The 18,993-nt window shown below is 73.1% G+C and carries 19 protein-coding genes and 2 pseudogenes; 7 read left to right on the forward strand and 14 right to left on the reverse strand.

Annotation, left to right across the window (positions count from 1 at the left end; translation table 11 throughout):
* The first annotated feature begins 49 nt into the window (after positions 1 to 49).
* Together OG422_RS01040 and OG422_RS01045 are read left to right on the forward strand one after the other, a co-directional pair.
* On the forward strand, positions 50 to 634 hold the full coding sequence (locus tag OG422_RS01040) for a DUF3291 domain-containing protein (RefSeq protein ID WP_143941471.1): 585 nt from the start codon (positions 50 to 52) through the stop codon (positions 632 to 634).
* 293 nt (positions 635 to 927) lie between these two features.
* Positions 928 to 1,721: pseudogene (locus OG422_RS01045) on the forward strand (IS5 family transposase); the annotation flags it as partial.
* A 36-nt stretch (positions 1,722 to 1,757) separates the two neighbouring features.
* Here OG422_RS01045 and OG422_RS01050 read toward each other — a convergent pair.
* From OG422_RS01050 to OG422_RS01070, 5 genes and pseudogenes are all read right to left on the reverse strand, one after another.
* Positions 1,758 to 1,901: pseudogene (locus OG422_RS01050) on the reverse strand (DUF664 domain-containing protein); the annotation flags it as partial.
* A gap of 74 nt (positions 1,902 to 1,975) precedes the next feature.
* Positions 1,976 to 2,386, reverse strand: a complete 411-nt coding sequence (locus OG422_RS01055) for a VOC family protein (RefSeq protein WP_185993872.1) — start codon at positions 2,384 to 2,386, stop codon at positions 1,976 to 1,978.
* Positions 2,387 to 2,555: 169 nt separating this feature from the next.
* Positions 2,556 to 3,368: a carbon-nitrogen hydrolase family protein gene (locus tag OG422_RS01060; protein WP_405738572.1), complete on the reverse strand. Its 813-nt coding sequence runs from the start codon at positions 3,366 to 3,368 to the stop codon at positions 2,556 to 2,558.
* Positions 3,369 to 3,579: 211 nt separating this feature from the next.
* Entirely contained in the window at positions 3,580 to 4,338 is a 759-nt protein-coding gene (locus OG422_RS01065) for an IclR family transcriptional regulator (RefSeq protein ID WP_405738575.1), read from the reverse strand.
* Between the two features lie 47 nt (positions 4,339 to 4,385).
* Complete coding sequence (locus tag OG422_RS01070; RefSeq protein ID WP_405738578.1) at positions 4,386 to 4,619, reverse strand: hypothetical protein; 234 nt, start codon at positions 4,617 to 4,619, stop codon at positions 4,386 to 4,388.
* Here OG422_RS01070 and OG422_RS01075 point away from each other — a divergent pair.
* Positions 4,614 to 5,018, forward strand: a complete 405-nt coding sequence (locus OG422_RS01075; protein WP_405738581.1) for an NAD(P)-dependent oxidoreductase — start codon at positions 4,614 to 4,616, stop codon at positions 5,016 to 5,018. The two genes, OG422_RS01070 and OG422_RS01075, sit on opposite strands and share 6 nt — an antisense overlap.
* Before the next feature lie 30 nt (positions 5,019 to 5,048).
* Here the strand turns inward: OG422_RS01075 and OG422_RS01080 are convergent, their stop codons facing one another.
* From OG422_RS01080 to OG422_RS01095, 4 genes are all read right to left on the reverse strand, one after another.
* The gene (locus OG422_RS01080; protein WP_143941346.1) at positions 5,049 to 5,978 is read right to left on the reverse strand and encodes a LysR family transcriptional regulator; all 930 of its coding nucleotides are present in this window, start codon (positions 5,976 to 5,978) and stop codon (positions 5,049 to 5,051) included.
* 22 nt (positions 5,979 to 6,000) lie between these two features.
* Complete coding sequence (locus tag OG422_RS01085; protein WP_143941347.1) at positions 6,001 to 7,203, reverse strand: glycine C-acetyltransferase; 1,203 nt, start codon at positions 7,201 to 7,203, stop codon at positions 6,001 to 6,003.
* Between the two features lie 117 nt (positions 7,204 to 7,320).
* A complete protein-coding gene (gene tdh / locus OG422_RS01090; RefSeq protein ID WP_143941348.1) occupies positions 7,321 to 8,349 on the reverse strand; it encodes an L-threonine 3-dehydrogenase in 1,029 nt (342 codons plus the stop codon).
* A gap of 219 nt (positions 8,350 to 8,568) precedes the next feature.
* Positions 8,569 to 9,174: a TetR/AcrR family transcriptional regulator gene (locus OG422_RS01095; RefSeq protein ID WP_143941349.1), complete on the reverse strand. Its 606-nt coding sequence runs from the start codon at positions 9,172 to 9,174 to the stop codon at positions 8,569 to 8,571.
* Positions 9,175 to 9,368: 194 nt separating this feature from the next.
* Between OG422_RS01095 and OG422_RS01100 the strand changes: the two genes are divergently transcribed.
* Positions 9,369 to 9,788: a DUF4345 domain-containing protein gene (locus OG422_RS01100; protein ID WP_405738586.1), complete on the forward strand. Its 420-nt coding sequence runs from the start codon at positions 9,369 to 9,371 to the stop codon at positions 9,786 to 9,788.
* Between the two features lie 165 nt (positions 9,789 to 9,953).
* Here the strand turns inward: OG422_RS01100 and OG422_RS01105 are convergent, their stop codons facing one another.
* The 5 genes from OG422_RS01105 to OG422_RS01125 form a co-directional block, all read right to left on the reverse strand.
* A complete protein-coding gene (locus OG422_RS01105) occupies positions 9,954 to 11,390 on the reverse strand; it encodes a hypothetical protein (RefSeq protein WP_405738589.1) in 1,437 nt (478 codons plus the stop codon).
* A gap of 587 nt (positions 11,391 to 11,977) precedes the next feature.
* Positions 11,978 to 12,679: a ribonuclease H gene (locus OG422_RS01110; protein ID WP_405738592.1), complete on the reverse strand. Its 702-nt coding sequence runs from the start codon at positions 12,677 to 12,679 to the stop codon at positions 11,978 to 11,980.
* A gap of 66 nt (positions 12,680 to 12,745) precedes the next feature.
* Positions 12,746 to 13,015: a hypothetical protein gene (locus tag OG422_RS01115; protein WP_405738595.1), complete on the reverse strand. Its 270-nt coding sequence runs from the start codon at positions 13,013 to 13,015 to the stop codon at positions 12,746 to 12,748.
* Positions 12,943 to 13,353 carry a hypothetical protein gene (locus OG422_RS01120; protein ID WP_405738598.1) on the reverse strand — a complete coding sequence of 137 codons (411 nt, stop codon included), beginning with the start codon at positions 13,351 to 13,353 and terminating at the stop codon, positions 12,943 to 12,945. The genes OG422_RS01115 and OG422_RS01120 overlap by 73 nt, the downstream gene beginning before the upstream one ends.
* Positions 13,354 to 13,540: 187 nt before the next feature.
* On the reverse strand, positions 13,541 to 13,897 hold the full coding sequence (locus OG422_RS01125; RefSeq protein WP_143941355.1) for an MmcQ/YjbR family DNA-binding protein: 357 nt from the start codon (positions 13,895 to 13,897) through the stop codon (positions 13,541 to 13,543).
* A 163-nt stretch (positions 13,898 to 14,060) separates the two neighbouring features.
* Between OG422_RS01125 and OG422_RS01130 the strand changes: the two genes are divergently transcribed.
* The 3 genes from OG422_RS01130 (at position 14,061) to OG422_RS01140 (ending at position 18,864) form a co-directional block, all read left to right on the forward strand.
* Positions 14,061 to 15,458, forward strand: a complete 1,398-nt coding sequence (locus OG422_RS01130) for a pyridoxal phosphate-dependent decarboxylase family protein (protein ID WP_405738601.1) — start codon at positions 14,061 to 14,063, stop codon at positions 15,456 to 15,458.
* A 293-nt stretch (positions 15,459 to 15,751) separates the two neighbouring features.
* Positions 15,752 to 16,303 (forward strand): MarR family winged helix-turn-helix transcriptional regulator, encoded by a 552-nt coding sequence (locus tag OG422_RS01135; RefSeq protein WP_405738605.1) that lies wholly within the window; start codon positions 15,752 to 15,754, stop codon positions 16,301 to 16,303.
* Complete coding sequence (locus OG422_RS01140; protein WP_405738608.1) at positions 16,300 to 18,864, forward strand: MFS transporter; 2,565 nt, start codon at positions 16,300 to 16,302, stop codon at positions 18,862 to 18,864. The genes OG422_RS01135 and OG422_RS01140 overlap by 4 nt, the downstream gene beginning before the upstream one ends.
* Positions 18,865 to 18,993 lie beyond the last annotated feature (129 nt).

Here is an 18,993-nt window from a genome sequence, read left to right on the forward strand (position 1 = left end):
GAAAGCGTCAGGGACTTCCGCACCAGGCCCCTCGGCCAGGGAGAGACGCATGCCCCATCTTGCTCTGTACACGTTCGGCGTCCTGAAGTCACCCCTCACCGATCCCGCACGTCTTACGCGGGAGTTCCACGAGAGTGGTGAGGCCGTCTACCGGGAGATCGGCCAGCACCCCGGATATATCGCTCGTGCTGAAGCGGCAGATCGCAGCCTGGGCGCACGGACGGATTTCGACTCGGACTGGGGTGAGTGGGGAGAGTTTGCTGTTCCGGCCTGGTACGGGAAAGGCCGCACTGTGGAAACCACCGCCCTGGCCGCGACCCTCTCACTCTGGACCGACCTTCGATCCGCCTTCGACTCCATCTACACCGGTCTGCACCGCGCGGCGCTCAACAGGCGTTACGACTGGTTCGAGAGGACGGGACACCCGGGTTACGTGTTCTGGTGGGTCACCGACGGCACGATACCCACCTGGCAGGACGGGGTTGCCAGGCTGGAACACCTCCACGACCACGGCTCCGCGCCGTACGCCTTCACCTTCCACCACTCGTTCGATCCGGGCGGAACACCGACCGGGCTCAAAGGCATCGGACCGAGGAGCGACTTGTCCGTGCCCGACTCGCCTACGTGCAGCTGACGATGTTCGAGGTGGCGTGCGCACCCTGTGGGGCTGATGCCGGAGACCCTTGCCGGTCGAGCACGGGAAAGGTCATGGTGCCCCGTCAGAGCCATGCGAACGTGCAGCAGCGCCCACCCGTGCCTCCCGTTGCTGCTGGCCCGTGGCGTACCCCCACGGCGCGGTGTATCGGAACCGAACGGGCGACCACGAAGCGTTTCGGGCGAACCACTTCTGCACGTGCCTCACTGATCGTTTCGGAATGAGTTCGCGCCGGGGTCTTGGCAGTTGGGCGTGGTGGAAAGATCTCTCGCGTGTCCGCTGATCTTGTGTCTGATGACCTGTGGGAACGTGTGGCTCCGCTGCTGCCGGCTCGTGCACCGCGCCGGCACCGATACCCTGGGCGGCTGCCAGCCGATGACCGTGCTGCTCTGCGGGGCATCGTTTACGTGCTGCGCAAGAGTGTGAGCTGGCGAGACGTACCCGCAGAGCTGGTCGGGTGCAGTGGGGTGATGGCTTGGCGTCGTCTGCGGGACTGGACCGAGGCCGGAGTCCGGCCCCGCCTGCACGAGGTCCTGCCGGCGGAACTTCGCAGAGACGGGCTACTGGAGATGGACGACGCCGCCATCGACGCTTCGCACGTCAGAGCCCTCAAAGGGGGGCTCACACCGGACCTTCGCCGGTCGACCGGGCCCGACCGGGCAGTAAGCACCTCATCGTCGACCGGAACGGAACCCCGCTCGCTGTCTCTTTGACCAGCGGAAACCGCCACGACGTCACCCAGCTCATGCCACTGCTGGACGCGATGCCCCGCATTCGCGGCCTGCGCGGCCGACCCCGCCACCGGCCCCGTCGGCTGTTCGCCGACCGCGGCTACGACTTCGACAAGTACCGCCGCCTCGTCCGGGCTCGTGGCATCACACCCAAGATCGCCCGCCGTGGCGCCCTGCACGGTTCCGGCCCGGGCAAGACCCGATGGGTCGTCAAGCGCACGTTCGCCTGGCTCCACCAGTTCACACGACTCCGCATCCGCTACGAGATACGCGCCGACCTCCACCTCGGGCCTCTCCCACTCGCTTGCAGCATCATCTGCTTGAGACGACTCAAACCCTCATTCCGAAACGATCAGCTAGTGCAGTCAACTGACCAGGCCCAGCAGATTGGTACCGGTGGGCGTCAGGGGGCGGCGGATGTCGTACTCGCCGAGTCCGTCGAGCTTCCAGAGCAGGGCGTCGCGGGCGGCCTGCAGATAACGCAGGAGATCTGCCTTCGGCTTCGCTGCGTCCATGCCGGGAAGTCTGCCACCCGCCACTGACAACGGCCCCGGAGCGCGCCCCGGACCGCGCCCCGGCGCAGGGCCGTTCAGGAGGCCCGGCAGACGCAGAACGGCTGGCCGGACGGGTCGAGGAGGACGGTCCAACGGCCCTTTCCGGGCTGGTGGTCGGGCCGGGTGGCCCCGAGGGCGAGCAGGCGTTCCTCGGCCGCGGCGGGGTCCTCGAAGGCGAGGTCGAGGTGGAAGGGGAGTTCGTCCTGCGGCCAGTCGGGGGCGCGGAACGTGCGGGCGGTGGAGAAGACCAGGGTCCGGACGCCGTCGCTGATGAGGTGGGCGGCCGGGTTGCCGTCCTCGTCGTGGAAGGTGTGGCGGGTCTCCCAGCCGAGGGCGGCGGCGTAGAAGTCGGCGAGGGCAGCGCCGTCGGGGGCCCAGATTCCGGAGCCCAGCAGGGTGCCGGTGGAGGGCGCCGGGGCGGTGGTGGCGGAGGTCGTCTTGGGCATGGTGCGGTCCTTCGGGGTGGCGCGGTGGCGCGGGAGACCTCGCACGGTGGCGGTGTCCCCGGCGCCCGGACACGTCGAGGATGCCTGCCCTTCAGGACGGTTTCTGTCCTGAAGGGCAGGGCACGGGGCCCCGTTCCGACGGCTCGGGCCCGTACCCGCCGACCGGCCGCTACGCGATGCCGCCGTCCCGCAGACGCCGGTTGTCCAGGACCGCGACGGCGCGTCGGACACGGATGGTCTCCGCCGCGTCGACCGCGGCGGTGACCGTGCCCGGTTCCGCGCCGAGGCGGGCGCGGACGGTGCCGTCGGGGGCGACGAGCATGCTGTGCCCGATGCCGGTGGGCGCCTTGGTGGGGTGCTCGGGGTCGGCCGCCGGGTCCGGGGCGGACTGGCCGACGGCGGCGAGCCAGACGGTGGCGTCCAGCGCCCGGGCGCGGACGAGGAGTTCCCACTGGTCGCGTTTGCCGGGTCCGGCGCCCCAGGAGGCGGGGAGCACGCTGACGGTGGCCCCGGCGTCCGCGTGCGCCCGGAACAGTTCGGGGAACCGCAGGTCGTAGCAGGTGGCGAGGCCGACGCGGACGTCGTCGACGTCGATGGTCACGACCCGGTCCCCGGCGGCGACGGTCTCGGACTCGCGGAAGCCGAAGGCGTCGTAGAGGTGGATCTTGTCGTAGGAGTCGGCCACGCCGGGGCCGGTGGCCAGCAGGGTGTTGGCGACCCGGCCGCCGGGGGCGGGGGTGAACATCCCGGCGACGACGGTGATTCCGGCCGTCTGCGCGGCGCCGCGGACGCCGTCCGCCCACGGGCCGTCGAGCGGTTGGGCGACCGGACCGAGCGGAACGCCGAAGCGGCACATGGCCGCCTCGGGCAGGACGGCCAGCCGGGCGCCGTCGTCGGCGGCGCGGCGGACGTGCTCGGTGAGCAGGACGAGGTTCTGCCACGGGTTGTCCGTCGACGTCATCTGGCAGAGGGCGATACGCATGGGGCTCCGTTTCCTGGGCTCTGGTGCGGCGCGTCCGGGGCGCGCGGGGCGTGCCCGCAGCAGCATGGTGCCTCGCAGGGACGGGGAACCGCAGCGGGGCCCTGGCCGAAAGGGGCGCCCGGTCACCGCCCGCCGGGTCCGGCGCGGGCCGCGACCGGCTCCGGCCCGGCCGCGCGCCCCGGAGTCACGCAAGCCCCGGCGGCCCGCCCCCTCACCGCCCCATGTGCGCCGCGATCTCCTCCACACACTCCCGCAGCCGCGGCAGATGGCCGTGGAGTTCATCCGCCGAGGTCAGCGCGGTGACCGCGCCCAGCGAGATCGCCAGCTGCGGCACCCCCGACCGGTCCGGGACCGCCATGGCGACCGAGCGGACGCCGACCTCGCTCTCCTCGTCGACCTCCGCCCAGCCGCGGGCACGCACCCGCGCCAGCTCCTCGCGTACCGCCTCGGGGTCGGTCACCGTACGGGCGGTCACCGCGGGCAGCTCCTCGGACAGGAGGGCGTCGACGGTGGCCACGGGCCGGCCGGAGACCAGCGCCTTGCCGAGTGAGGTGGCGTGCCAGGCGGTGCGGGTGCCCTCGGCGCTGCGGAGCTGGAGGTGCTGCGTACCCTGGACCGCGAGGACCAGCAGGACGCCGCCGTCGTGGAGGATTCCGGCGATGGCGGGCAGGCCGGTGGCGGCGGCGAGGGTCCGCATGGGGGCGGCGGCCTCGGAGTATCCGGCCGGTGAGCGGTGGAAGCCGCGGGAGAGTTCCAGGACGCGGACGCCCGGGGCGTAGCGGCGGGCGCGTTCGTCGTAGGAGGCGAACCGCTCGGCCACCAGGCGGCCCAGGATGCGGTGGGCGCTGCTGACGGGGAGGCCCGCCAGCCGGGCGGCCGCGCTGACCCCGAGGCCGCCGGGGTGGTCGGCGAGGACGGACAGCAGGCGCAGCCCCCGGCTGAGCTGGTCGTCGCCGGATGTCGTGGTCATGGTGCGTCTCCTGTGTGCCGCGCCGGTGGCCCGGCCGTTCCCTGGTGTCAGCGGGCCTCAGCGGGCTCCGGCTGCCCGGTCACCGTACCCAAGGGTTCGGCCGCGGGCCGGGGGTCGCGTACCGCGAGGGTCAGGGCGGCGGAGAGCAGCGCGCCGACGGCCATCATGGCGAAGGCACCCGCGTCGCCGAGCGAGGTGCCGCGCACCCAGCCGACCAGGTACGTCCCGGCGAACGACCCGAGGGCGTCGCCCGGCGGGCCCGGCCCGACAGCGGGGTGCACGCCGTCGAGGAGCTGCCCGCGCTGCTGCCGGACGTCGACATCGCGGTGCTCACACTGCCCGAAACCCCGGGCACCACCGGGCTGTTCGGGGCCCGCGAGCTGGCCGCGCTGCCCGATGGCGCGCTCGTCGTCAACGTCGGCCGGGGCCGCACCCTGGACACCGCGGCGCTGCTCGCGGAGACGACGGCCGGACGGCTGCGCGCCGCCCTCGACGTCACCGACCCCGAACCGCTGCCCGGCGACCATCCCCTGCGCCATGCGCCCGGTGTGCTGCTGACCCCGCACGTCGGGGGCGGCGCGGCTTCGTTCCGGCCACGCGCCGAGCGGTTGATCGTGGAGCAGGTCCGCCGGTGGGCGGCGGGCGAGGAGCTGCTGCATCCCGTGCCCGCGCAGGCGTAACGGGTCGTACGCGGCGGGCGCCGGGGACCGTCAGGCGGCCACCGGGTCGCCCGGCGGGACCGCCGCGGCCGCCGCGCTCAACGCGTCGAGGACCGGCCGGAACAGCGGGTGGTCCTCGGCGCCGCGGCGGACGGCGGCGAAGACCCGGCGGGTCGCCGCGACACCGTCGACGGGCCGCACCGCGACCTGGGTGAGATCGGTGTCGCGCAGCGCCGAACGCGGCACCAGCGCCACCCCCGCCCCGGCACCGGCGAGCGTGACGACGGCCCGGAAGTCGTCGGACGAGTGCGCCAACTCCGGCCGGAAACCCGCATATTCGCAGGCCAGGACCATCACGTCATGGCAGGGGTTCCCCGGGTACGGGCCGATCCAGGGGTCCTCGGCGAGCGCCGCCACCGGTACCGCCGCGGCGTGCGCGAGACGGTGATCGCGCGGCAGCACCGCGTCGAACGGCTCGGCGTACAGCGGGACGCGCACCAGCCGCCGGTCCGCCGCGCTCGGCGCGCCGCGGTACTCGACGGCGACGGCGACATCGGCGCGCCCGTCGAGCACCATCGGCAGGCTCTCGTCGCCCTCCGCGTCCCGCACCCGTACGACGATGCCGGGCGCGGCGGCGCGCAGCGTGGTGATGGCCGGGGCCACCACCACACCGATGCCGGTGGCGAACGCGGCGACGGTGACCTCGCCCGCCGCGCCGCTGGTGTACGCCGCGACCTCCGCCTCGGCGCGCTCCAGCTCCGCGAGGACCGCCCCGGCGTGCCGCAGCAGAATCGCGCCGACCGGGGTGAGGCGCGCCCCACGGTGGTCGCGGGCGAGGACCTTGTGGCCGGTCTCCTGCTCCAGCGCCGCGATCTGCTGGGAGACGGCGGAGGGCGTCAGGTGCAGCGCCGCGGCTGCCGCGGTCACCGTGCGGTGGTCGGCCACCGCCTGGAGGGTGCGCAGCCGTCGTGCGTCGATCACGGCACCGATTCTGCCAGGCGGGTCACTCCGCCGGAGCGGCCAGGGCAGCCCGCGCGGCGACGAACGCGTCCACCGCGCGGTGCACGTCCGCGGTCGAGTGCGCGGCGGAGAGCTGGACGCGGATCCGGGCGGCACCGTGCGGCACCACCGGGTACGAGAAGCCGATGACGTAGACGCCGCGCTCCAGGAGGAGTTCGGCCATCCGGGCCGCCTCGGCCGCGTCGCCGATCATGACGGGGGCGATGGGGTGGTCGCCCGGCAGCAGGTCGAAGCCCTCCTCGGTCATCCGGGAGCGGAACAGCGCGGTGTTCGCGGCAAGCTTCTCGCGCAGGTCACCGGCGGACTCCAGCAGGTCGAGGACCTTGAGGGAGGCGGCGGCGATGACCGGCGCCAGGCTGTTGGAGAAGAGGTACGGCCGGGAGCGCTGACGCAGCAGGGCGACGATCTCGGCGCGGGCGGCGACATAGCCGCCGGAGGCGCCTCCGAGGGCCTTGCCGAGGGTGCCGGTGAGGATGTCGACACGGTCCAGGACACCGTGCAGCTCCGGGGTACCGCGGCCCCCGTCGCCGACGAAGCCGACGGCGTGCGAGTCGTCGACCATCACCATCGCGTCGTAGCGGTCGGCGAGGTCGCAGATCTCCCGCAGCGGCGCGACATGGCCGTCCATGGAGAAGACGCCGTCGGTGACGACGAGGCGGCGGCGGGCGCCCGCGGCGTCCTTCAGCTGCGTCTCCAGGTCGGCGAGGTCGCGGTTGGCGTAGCGGAAGCGGCGGGCCTTCGACAGGCGGATGCCGTCGATGATGGAGGCGTGGTTGAGGGCGTCGGAGATGACCGCGTCCTCCGGGCCGAGGAGCGTTTCGAAGACTCCGCCGTTGGCGTCGAAGCAGGACGAGTAGAGGATCGTGTCCTCCTGGCCGAGGAACGCCGACAGCCGCGCCTCCAGCTCCTTGTGCACCTCCTGCGTCCCGCAGATGAAGCGGACGGAGGCCATGCCGTAGCCCCAGCGGTCCAGGGCGTCGCGGGCGGCGGCGATCACCTCGGGGTGGTCGGCGAGGCCGAGGTAGTTGTTGGCGCAGAAGTTGAGCACATCGCCGGGGCGGCCGCCCGCGGTGACCTGCACGCTCGCGGACTGCGGGGTGGAGATGACGCGTTCGGGCTTGTGCAGTCCGGCGCTGCGGATCTCGTCGAGGTCGGCGCGCAGGTCGTCGCGTACGGAGTCGAACATGTCCAGTCCTTCGGGGTCGGGTACCGGGGCACGGAGGGGACGGTGAGGGCGGGGCGCGCCCGGCGGACGGCCGGGCCGCCCGGCGGGAGAACGGGAGGTCGGGCGGGAGAACCGGAGTCAGGCGGTCCAGTCGAGGATGACCTTGCCGCCGCGGCCGCTCGCCGCGTCGGCGAACGCCGCCTCGTGGTCACGGTGGCCGTACCGGCCGGTGATCACGGGCGCGAGGTCGAGGCCGCCTTCGAGCAGCACCGACATCGCGTACCAGGTCTCGAACATCTCGCGGCCGTAGATGCCCTTGAGGGTGATCATCGAGGTGACGATGCGGGCCCAGTCGACGGGGAACTCGTCGGATGGCAGGCCGAGCATGGCGATGCGGCCACCGTTGGTCATGTTGGCGATCATGTCGCGCAGCGCCTCGGGGCGGCCGGACATCTCCAGGCCGATGTCGAAGCCCTCGCGCAGCCCGACCTCCCGCTGGCCGTCGGCGACCGTCGCGCCCGCCACGTTCAGCGCGAGGCTGACGCCGATCTTGCGGGCCAGCTCCAGGCGTTCCTCGCTGACATCGGTGATCACGACGTTGCGGGCCCCGGCGTGCCGGGCGACGGCCGCCGCCATCAGCCCGATCGGCCCGGCGCCGGTGATCAGCACGTCCTCGCCGACCAGCGGGAACGACAGCGCGGTGTGCACGGCGTTGCCGAACGGGTCGAAGATCGCGGCGACATCGAGGTCGACGGGCACCCGGTGCACCCACACATTGGAGGCGGGCAGCGCGACGTACTCGGCGAACGCGCCGTCCCGTCCGACGCCGAGACCGACGGTGGCGCGGCACAGGTGGCGGCGCCCGGCCAGGCAGTTGCGGCACTTCCCGCACACCAGGTGGCCCTCGCCGCTGACCCGGTCGCCGACGGCGATGTCGGTGACGTCCCGGCCGGTCTCCACGACCTCGCCGACGAACTCGTGGCCGACGATCAGCGGCGCGGCGACGGCCTGCTGCGCCCAGCCGTCCCAGTTACGGATGTGCAGGTCGGTGCCGCAGATGCCGGTGCGCAACACCTTGATCAGCACATCGCCGGGCCCGACGGCCGGCTCCGGGACGTCCCGGAGCCACAGTCCGGGCTCAGCCTTCTCCTTGACCAGCGCTTTCACCGGGGCACCTCCTGTGCCGACGACGGGCCCGGGCACACCGTGAAGCGGCGCATCCGGGCAGGAAAAACCGGCACACAGGCGGCGAACGCGGAGACCCGCGGCCGCTCGTGGCCGGACGCCTCACAATCTGCCGTCCGGCGGGCGCCGCGTCCATCGATCATTTCTTAAGCCGGGCAACAGAAGCGCTTCATCCGCCCCACCCGGCACACGGGTCCCGCGTCAGCGGGGCCACTCCGGCGCGGGATCCTCGTCGAGCAGCGGACGCAGCGCCCCCACGATCGCGCCGATGCACACCTCGCGGAGTTCGGTACGGGTGCAGTTCTCCTCGGTGAGCCAGTCGACGCAGAGCACCTGGACGAAGACCAGCCAGCTCTTCAGCACCCCCGAGACGGCCTCCCGCTCGCCCGCGGCGTACGGCAGCACGGCGAGCAACCGCTCACGCAGCGCGTCGAGTTCATCGGCGATGATCGTCTGGATCAGCCGGTCCCCGGCGAGAACCCGGTTGGCCGCCAGGACGGTGTTGCGGTTCTCCGCGAAGTACGTGAGGTGGGCGTCCAGCCCCTCGGTCAGCTGCTCCACAAACGTATCGGCGGGATCGACCCGGGACCGGTCGAGCAACTGCCCGGCGGCCTGCCGGTAGAGGGCCGCGAAGAGCTCACGCTTGCTGGGAAAGTGCTGGTAGAGCAGGGCCCGGGAGACACCCGCCCGCTCGGCGACGCCCTCCATCCGGACGTCGTCGTACGGCTGCGCGGCGAAGAGCTGCGCCGCGACGGCGAGAAGTTGGGCACGACGCTCGGCGGGGCTGAGCCGCTGACGGGACGACATGCGTTCACCTTACTTGACATGTGTCCAGTACGGGGGTGACGCTGATGTACACGTGTCCAGTTGAGGGATTCGACCGACATGGCGGATCCGGTTGGCGCGACGACTTCGGCTGACGTGACGGCGTCCACGCGGCGTCCTCCGGCTCCCGTGCCGGACGGGTGCGCGTGGCGCCCCGACCGAGGAGAGGGTGGGACATGACCCGGGCGAAAACACTGCGCCGGCTGGCGCTCGCGATGGGGTACTGCTGCGCGGCGATCGGCCTCTTCCACGTCCTGGGCGGGAACGCCGCGATCCCGGGCGCGTCCCGGGCGGGTGCGACGGTCGACAACCTCGGCCGGTTCTTCGGCGCGGTCTTCACCGGGTACGGCCTGGCCTGGTTGCGGGCGACCCGCCAGACACCGATCCCCGCGGCGTCGGTCCGCCTGCTGACCGGCGTCTTCCTCCTGGGCGCGCTCGGCCGGGTGCTCTCGGTCGCCGTGACGGGGTGGCCGCACTGGTTCCAGACGGCGCTCGGCGGCCTCGAACTGGCCCTCTCCCCCTTGCTGTTCTGGCTCGCGGATGCGGAGGAGAGGGCGTACCGGCCTGCGGAGATACGGGCGGATTCGGGGGTGTGACGAACGGGGGAACGGCTGCGCGCCTGGGCCGGAAATCGGGATGGGGCTCCCGGCGGGTACGGCCTCGCCCCGGGCAACGGGAAGCGGGGCCGGTACCCGCGTCCGGTGGCGGGGACCGGCGCCCTCGTCAGGAAGCCGGTCCGGCCTACGAGGCCACTTCTCGCGTCAGCCGGCCAGGGCCTCGCCGTCGTCCTCCGGTGGCCGGGACGGCTCGCGGACACTGCCCGGCTCCGCGTTCTGCCGGCCACCCGTGCCGTCCGGGTCGCGCCGGTGCCTCGCGCCGCCTCCGGCCGCCTCCCGCGGGTCCGGCGCCGAACGGTCGTCGAGAACGATGGTCAGCGAAGACCCGTCGGACGCGAGGGCGGTCAGGGCCTGTTCGATGCGGAGGTAGAGCGTGGTGGCGAGCGGCAGGTCCCCGTCGCCGTCGTCATCGGCGGTCCGGATCCGGAAGAGGCTGATCAGCATCGCGATCAGGGAACGCCCCGACAACGCGGCCGAGACCCGCCCCGCCCCCTCGTCGATGACCTCCGACGGCATCCGGAAATGCCGGTGCCGCCCGGCGGTGGCGGAGACGAACTCCCATACGTCGCGGTGACAGACGAGCACCGTCGACGACACCCGCGCTGCCTGGAGCAGCAGGCGACGGTGGGCTGTGCCGTCGGCGGGGGCGACAGCGGTGGACTCGGGGGCGGCGAGCGGGGTCACGGTCGCTTCCGGGGCGGCCTCGGGAGCTGCCTCCACCTCCCCCGCCGTACGCTCGGCGATGCCGACCACGACCTTGCGCAGGGATGCCATCTCGTTCGCCAACTCGCCGTATTTCACGGCGAGTTCACTCTCCTCCTGGCGCTCCTGCCGTTCCTTACGCGCGCGGGCGAGCTCGCCCTGCAAGGGCGCCACCGCCTCCTTCAGCACATCGGCGAGGGCGGCCCGCGGGGACGGGATCAGGGAGGCTTCCTGAGCGATGACGGCGGACGAGGCCGGAACGGCGCCTGGGGCGGACGGTCCCGAAATCCCCACGGAGATGCCCTCCACCTCGGGAGCCGCTACGGATACGGGCACCCTCCCACCGGGGCGATCGGCGGGATCGGCGGGCCCCTCATCGTCGTCCAGGTGCCCGGCATCGGCACCGGCGTCAGCGTCAGCGTCGACACCAACCTCGGCACACCCGGCACCTCCCGCAGACGAATCGACCGCCCGCACCTCGGCAGCCGCCTGCGGATTCGCCGCCGTGGACGGCCCCGGCTCGGCCGTCCGCAGCTTCACCAGCTCCTCATGAAGATCACCGAGCAGCCCCGTCAAGCTCTTCACGTCCTCCCCCAACGAACCGAGAGCGGCCGCCACTTCCCCCTGCACATCCACCGTCGAAGACGGGCCCGCCTCCTCGGCCTTCGCCTTCAGGGAGCCGACGCTCCGCCCGACGGCGCGCAGTTCCTCACGCACACCGGACAGCGCCTTCAGTGTGGCCTCCCCCTGCGCCACGCCGTCCAGCTTCGCCAGCACCTCCTTGTGCGCCAGCTCCCGTCCGGTCGCCAGTCGCTCCACCCCCTTGTCCAGGGTGTCCCGTACGTCGTTCCCGGTGTGCACGACCGTGGTGTGCAACATGGTCAACGCCTGGGTGATGTCTCCGCCCCTCAAGGCCAAGCCCTCCTCGCCTTTTCTTACGCTGTGTATGCGGTCAATCTCCCTCCGCACTCTCCTGTACGGTCGCCCGAGGCGAGGGCGGATCCGGGTAACTGCGCTGGTCAACGACGTGATCGCGCCCCGATTGGCGTGATCGGCACCGGCGCGGGGGCGCACGCGGACGGATCGCGGGGACGGGCGGGCGCCTGGGACGGACGCGAGCGGGGCCGCAACGCACGGCCCCCTCCTCGGCAGCAGGCAGGGTACGGCCCCAACGGCAGGCAGAGTAGGGCCGCGACGGCAGACCGGGCGGCGTACGGCGGGCTCCGCGGCCGATTCGGCCCAGGCGTCCGGGCGGCCGGACAACGGGCCGCTCCGCCCACCCCGTCGCCGCCACCATCTCCTCCGCAAGATCGGCCACGGAACGTCCGTCCGTCACCACCCGCACGGTGTCCTCGGCCGCCCGCGCGTCCAGCAGGCACGGCTGAGGACCGGAGGCCGCGCGACGGAACCGAAGCGTTCCCGTCGCCAACCCCCGGCCCCCGGCCTTCAGCCCTCGGTGGAGCCCGTTACGCCGCCCCGTTCGCGGAAGTGCGGCAGTCCGGGTGGCCCCAGCCGTCCGGGTTCTTGGCGATGGGTTCGCCCGCGGCGTACGAGCGGCCGCAGCGGCAGCGGCCGGGGAACTTCGCCTTCAGCGTCCGGGCCGAACCGTCCCCGGAGCCGCGCGTGCGGGTGGCGCCGCCGCTGCGGCGGACCGGCTTGGTGCGGGCGGCGGCGGGCGAGGACGGCGGCGGCTCCGGGGAGCCCTGGGCGCTGCCCGCGGGCTCCTGGTCGGTCGCGGCGCGGCTCGCGGCGCGGTCGGCGAAGTCGTTGAGCCGGTCGCCGTCCACCTGGTGCGCGGGGACATAGCGGAACGTGACGGAGCGGTCGGTCAGCAGTGCGTCGATGCGCACCACCAGCTCCTGGTTGGCGACCGGCTTGCCCGCGGCGGTCTTCCAGCCCTTGCGCTTCCAGCCGGGCAGCCACGTCGTGACCGCCTTCATCGCGTACTGCGAGTCCATCCGGATTTCGAGCGGGACCTCCGGGTCGGCGTGGGTCAGCAGCCGTTCCAGGGCGGTCAGCTCGGCGACGTTGTTGGTCGCCGTGCCCAGCGGTCCGGCCTCCCAGACGACCGGGTCGCCGGCTTCGTCGGCGATGACCCAGGCCCAGCCCGCCGGTCCCGGATTTCCTTTCGACGCCCCGTCACACGCGGCGATTACGCGTTCAGCCATGCCCCGATCATCCCAGGCCGACGGGGTGCCGGACGCCACGCCCCCGCCCGCGGCCCGCACCGTGACTCAGCGCGCCGGGCCGGTGGCAGGACGCCAGGACGTCAGCCGGTCCGTGGCCGTGCGGGCGCGCCAGGCGGTGAACGCGGGATAGCCGCGCACCCCGTCGGCGACGACCGCACGGTAGACCCAGACGCCCGGCAGCGGCTCGCCCTCGGCTGCCGCCGCCTCCTTGATCGCGAGGATCGCGTCCCGCGTCTCCTCGGTCAGCGCCGCGCGCAGCGGTCCGGCCAGGTCGGCGGCCCGGGGGCCCGGGTGGTCGTCGGCCAGCCACCACATGTCGATCTGCCAGGTGTCGCCGGAGTCCGCCTCGTGGTCCAGTACAGCCCCTGGTCGGGCAGGTCGAGGGCGTTGGTGAACCGCAATCGGCGCACGCCCGGCAGCTCGGCGCAGGGCGCGAGCGCGGCGAAGCCCCGGGCGGCGGACGGCATCGGGGAGTAGATCTCCAGGTCGATGTCCGGTTCGACGACAAGGTCCAGCGCCACCGACCCGACGACCACCGGACGGCCGAGGGGCCGCCAGCGGTCGAGCAGACCGAGCGTCCCGAGGATGTCGAGGGCGGTCGTACGGCGGCGACGGGCGCGGTCTCGGCGGGCGGCGGCTTCCGGGGCGGGCATGCGCCGAGCGTAGGCGGCCTCGCCGCCCGCCGCCGCGGGGATCGGTGAACAGGGCCGGTCGCGGCCCGCGTCCTGCCCATGGGACCGTTCCGTCCGTACGTACCGTTCGGCGGCGGGGCGGGCGCCGCCCGGGACGCCCGGCCATGCGGGTACGGCACCGGGCCGGGCCCGCCCGGAGGGGCGCCCCCTACGGGTGGAAGGTCTCCAACAGGCGGGGCGGCGCGGCCTGTTGCCAGGAGTCGGCCAGGATGTCCCGGAGTTCGCCCTCGCCCTCCAGGGCGGCGAGCCGGACCCGTACCCAGTGGGAGCCGGCCTCGTGCGGCGGGACCCAGAACTTCTCCGGCTCCGCCGCGATCAGCTCCGCGCGCTCGTGCATCGGGCAGCGGACGGCGAACGACGTCTCGTCGTCCGGCACGGTGACGAACATCTTCCCGGCGACCCGGAAGGTCGGCATCCCCCACGCCAGCCGCTCCTCCGTCCCGGGGAACGAGAGCGCGATACGGCGTACGTCGTCGGAGTCGGGCAGGCCCTGGGCGTCGGTCATGTCCCGAGGTTACGAGGGCGGTGCGGGCGCGCGCACGACGGGAGGCCGGCGCCCGCGCGGGTGGCGTATGGGCCCCGGAACCGGTCCAGTTGTCGGCAGGCGGACCGGGCCACGGTCGCGCGCACCGCCCTAGCGTGACAGCGAACCGAAGGATGGAGCCTTGATGCACCCTCGTCTCGCCGACGACCTGTCCGACTTTCCCGCCCTGCTGGAGGCCGCGCGGGAACGCGCCGTGGCCTTCCTGGACGGGCTGCCCGAGCGGCCGGTGGTCCCGGCCTGGCAGGCGCCGCCGGAGGCACCGCTGCCGGAGTACGGGACGGGGCTGCGGGACGCGCTGACCGAGTTCGGGGACCACTGGGAGCCGGGGCTGTCGGCGAGCGCGGGGCCCCGGTACCTCGGGTTCGTGACGGGCGGGGCGACGCCCGCGGCGCTGGCCGGTGACTGGCTGACCGCCACCGCCGACCAGAACTCCAACACCTCGTTGGACGGCGCGGGCCAGCTGCTGGAGCGGCGCACCGTGGGCTGGCTGCGGGAGCTGTTCGGCCTGTCGGACGCGCACGCGGGGACGTTCGTGAGCGGGGCGGCGATGTCGAACACCGTCGGCCTCGCGGTGGCCCGCGAATGGCTCGGGGAACGGCGCGGCGTCTCCCCGGCGCGCAGCGGTGCGGCGGCGCTCGGCCCCGTACGGGTGCTGTCGGGGGCCGCGCACTCGAGCGTGGCCAAGGGACTCTCGATGCTGGGGCTCGGGCGGGACGCGCTGGTGCCGGTGGCGACGCTGCCGGGGCGGGAGGCCGTCGATGTCGGCGCGCTGGAGCGGGAGTTGGCGCGGCAGGACGGGCCGTGTGTCGTCGTGGCGAACGCCGGGACCGTCAACACCGTCGACTTCGACGATCTGACGGCCGTCGCCGCGCTGCGCGACCGCTACGACTTCTGGCTGCACGTCGACGCCGCGTTCGGCGCCTTCGCCGCCCTCTCCCCCGCGTCGGCGCATCTGGTGGCCGGGCTGGATCTGGCGGACTCGGTCTGCGTGGACCTGCACAAATGGCTCAATGTGCCGTACGACAGCGCGGTGCAGTTCACCCGGCGGCCGGATCTGCAGGCACAGGTGTTCCGCAACGCCGCGGCGTACCTGGGGCCGCTGGGCGCGGAGCCGGACCTCGTCCATCTGACGCCGGAGAACTCGCACCGCCTGCGGGCGCTCGCCGCGTGGTTCACCCTGCGGGCCTACGGGCGGGACGGTTACCGGGAGATCGTCGAACGGTGCGTGGCCGGGGCCCGGACGCTGGGGCGGGCGGTGGACGCGGCGCCGGGGCTGCGGCTGCTGGCACCGGTGCGGCTGAACGTCGTCTGCTTCACGCTGACCGGCGAACCGACGGCCCAGCGGCTGCGGATGCTCGCGGACGCGGTCTCCCCCGAGGTTTTCGTGACGCCGACGGTGTACGACGGAACCCCCGCGCTGCGGGCCGCCTTCAGCAACTGGCGCACCGGCGAGGCGGACGTGACCCGAGCCGCGGCCGCACTGGAGGCGGCGGCCCGGGAGATGCCGGGCCAGGAGGCGTAGGCACACGGCCCTCCGGCGGAGGTACGCGCCTCGTCGGCGCCACGCCTTGGCGGAGGCCCACGCCCCGGCCCGGCGGCGCACCCCGGCGGGTCGGCGGTGGGCCTGGAGCGTGGCGTCGAGGGCGGCATCGTCGGTCATGCTTACGACCGTAATGCCCGGGTCTGACAACGGTGTTCGGCCCGGGACGGCGGCCGGGCGGTGATCGGCGGGCGCCGCGAGAGGCTAGACTTGCTGGATACAAGCAATATGCCGGGTCGGCCGACGTGCGCCGACGGACTTCGCAAGGATTCAACATGAGCAAGGGGACGGTCCCCCCTGACGGCCGCACGGACGAGCGGGTCACCGCCTCCTCCGGACTGGACGAGGCCGCCGCCGGACTGGGATCGGAAATCGTGCGGTTCACGCGCCTCATCGCGGCGTGGAAGCAGCGCGCGAAGAACGACGCGAGCGCCGCCGACCGGGTGCTGCTGGCCCGGCTGGTGATCGGTGGCGACCGACGGGCGACCGATCTGGCCGCCGACGCGTTCCTGGACCTGTCGACGGTCAGCCGTCAGGTACGGGCACTGGTCGACCGGGGACTCGTCGAACGGCGGCCGGACCCGGACGACCGGCGGGGCACGCTGCTGAGCGCCACCCCGTCCGGCCGGGACACCTTCGAGCACTACCGGCGTCAGCGCGACGCCGAACTGGCCAGGCTGCTGGAGCCATGGACGCCGCAGGACCGGGCGGACCTGATCCGGCTGCTGGGGCGCCTCAACAACGACTTGGTGGAACACCAACACGCGCGACCGTGCTCCGGGGGAGACCAGGGCAGCGCCGCGCAACAGGGAGAGCACAGCGCATGAGCACATCCACCTCCCCACCCACGGCGGGGGCCAAGGAGATACCGGGGACAGGTGTCCTCACCCACCGTCAGATCCTGACCATCCTCAGCGGACTCATGCTGGGGATGTTCCTGGCCGCGCTCGACCAGACCATCGTCAGTACGTCCATCCGGACCATCGCCGACGACCTGCACGGACTGAGCCAGCAGGCGTGGGCGACCACCGCGTACCTCATCACCTCGACGATCTCCACACCGCTCTACGGCAAGCTGTCCGACCTGCACGGCCGTAAGCCGTACTACCTGACGGCGATCAGCGTCTTCGTCGCCGGTTCGGTGGCGTGCACGTTCGCCACCTCGATGACCGAACTCGCGGCGTTCCGCGCGGTGCAGGGCCTGGGCGCGGGCGGTCTGATGTCGCTGGCGCTGGCCATCATCGGCGACGTCGTACCGCCCCGCGAACGGGCCCGCTATCAGGGCTACATGCTGGGCACCTTCGCCACCTCCAGCGTGGCGGGCCCGCTGATCGGCGGTGCGCTGGCCGGGCAGGAGCACCTGCTGGGCGTCACCGGCTGGCGCTGGGTGTTCCTGGTGAACGTGCCGATCGGCATCATCGCGCTGTTCGTCGTCGCGAAGGTCCTCAACATCCCGCACACGCGGCGCGACCACCGCATCGACTGGTGGGGCGCGCTGACCATCGCGATCGGCGTCGTCCCGCTGCTGCTCGTCGCCGAACAGGGCCGCGAGTGGGGCTGGGGCTCGAACACTTCGATCGCCTGCTATGTCATCGGCGGCATCGGCATCATCGCGTGGATCTTCGTCGAGCGGTGGATCGGGGACGATGCGCTGATCCCGATGCGGCTCTTCCGTAACAGCACGTTCAGCATGACGAGCCTGCTGTCCGTGCTGATCGGTATGGGGATGTTCGGCGGGATGCTGATGATCCCGCAGTACCTCCAGATCGTGAAGGGCGCGAGCCCCACCCGCTCGGGCCTGGAGATGCTGCCGCTGATGGCGGGCATGCTGATCGCTTCCGTCGCGTCCGGCCAGATCACCGCGAAGACCGGCCGCTACAAGATCTTCCCGATCCTCGGTACGGCGCTGATGGTCGCGGCGATGCTGCTGTTCCACTTCCGGGTGCAGTGGGACACGGCGCTGTGGGAGACGATGCTCTACATGCTCGTCTTCGGCCTGGGGCTGGGCGGTTGCATGCAGACGCTGGTGCTGGCGGTGCAGAACGCCGTGCCGCCGCGGGACATGGGCGTGGCGACCGCGTCGTCGACGTTCTTCCGGCAGATGGGCGCCACCGCCGGTACCGCGATCTTCCTGTCGGTGCTGTTCAGCACCGTCGGCGAGAAGATCGCGGACGCGTTCGGCTCGGCCGTGCGGACCGAGCGGTTCCAGGCGGCGCTGCACGACCCGGCCGTCCTCCGGGACCCGGCCAACAAGCCGGTCCTCGACATGCTCAAGGCGCCCGGGGGCGGCGGGAACTCCTCCGGTGTGCTCAGCGACTCGTCGTTCATCCAGCATCTGGACCCGCGGCTGGCCGAGCCGTTCAAGCGCGGCTTCGCCGACTCGATGCACACGGTCTTCCTGATGGGCGCGATCGTCGTCGCGGTGGCGTTCCTGCTGGTGCTGTTCATCAAGGAGGTGCCGCTGCGGCAGATCTCCGGTCTGCAGGCGCGCGCCCAGGCCGACGCGGAGGCCGCCGGAACCGCCGGTGAGAACGGATCGGGCGAGGGCACCGGCGGCAGCACGGAAGCCGAGGCCACCGCCGCGGAGGCGCCGCCCGTCGAGCCCGCGCCCGTGGACGTGTCGGGCCCCTGTGTCGAGGGCACCGTGCACGACGGCGGCGGCGCCCCGGTGGCGCAGGCCGTGGTCACGCTGATCGATGTCGGCGGACGGCAGTTGGGCCGTACCGCCACCGGGGACGACGGCCGCTACGTGCTGGCCGTGCCGGGCGCCGGGACGTATGTCCTGATCGGCTCGGCGGGCGCCCGGCAGCCGCAGGCGGCGACGGTCGTGGTGACGGACGAGCCGGTGCGGTTCGATCTGGCGCTCGGCGGCACGGCCGGACTCTCCGGCGAGGTCGTCGCGGATCTGGACAGCACTCCGCTGCCGGGTGCGCTGGTGATCGCCACGGATGTCCGCGGTGAGGTCGTGGCGTCCGGTATCGCCGGTGCGGACGGCGGCTTCGCCTTCGGGGAGCTGGCGCAGGGCGGCTACACCCTCGCGGTCAGCGCCGAGGGTCACCGCCCGGCCGCCCTCCCGGTGGAGGTCATGCCCGGCGGCCGCAACCGCTACGAGATCCGGCTGGCGCCCGGCGCCCGCGTCCGGGGCACGGTGCGGTCCGCGCACCACGGCCCGCTGGGCGACGCCCGGGTGACGCTGCTGGACCCCGCGGGCAACGTCGTGGGGACGGCGACGACCGGCGGTGACGGCGCGTACGCCTTCACCGACCTCGACCAGGGCACCTACACGGTGATCGCCAGCGGTTATCCGCCGGTCGCCGCGCCGCTGCGGGTGGACACCGACGGGCGCACCGAGTTGGACATCGATCTCGGTCACGACGCGGTCGGCTGACCGGCCGCCGACGGAACTCCGGGCCCGGCTCCTTCGGAAGGGGCCGGGCCCTTTCCTGTCCACGGCCCGGCGCCCCCCGAACCGCGACGCGCGGCGGCACCCCTCACCCTCCGCATTCCTCCATCGACA

Origin of the sequence: Streptomyces sp. NBC_01525 (genome assembly GCF_045040405.1) — a bacterium.
In the GTDB taxonomy this organism is placed as follows: domain Bacteria; phylum Actinomycetota; class Actinomycetes; order Streptomycetales; family Streptomycetaceae; genus Streptomyces; species Streptomyces benahoarensis.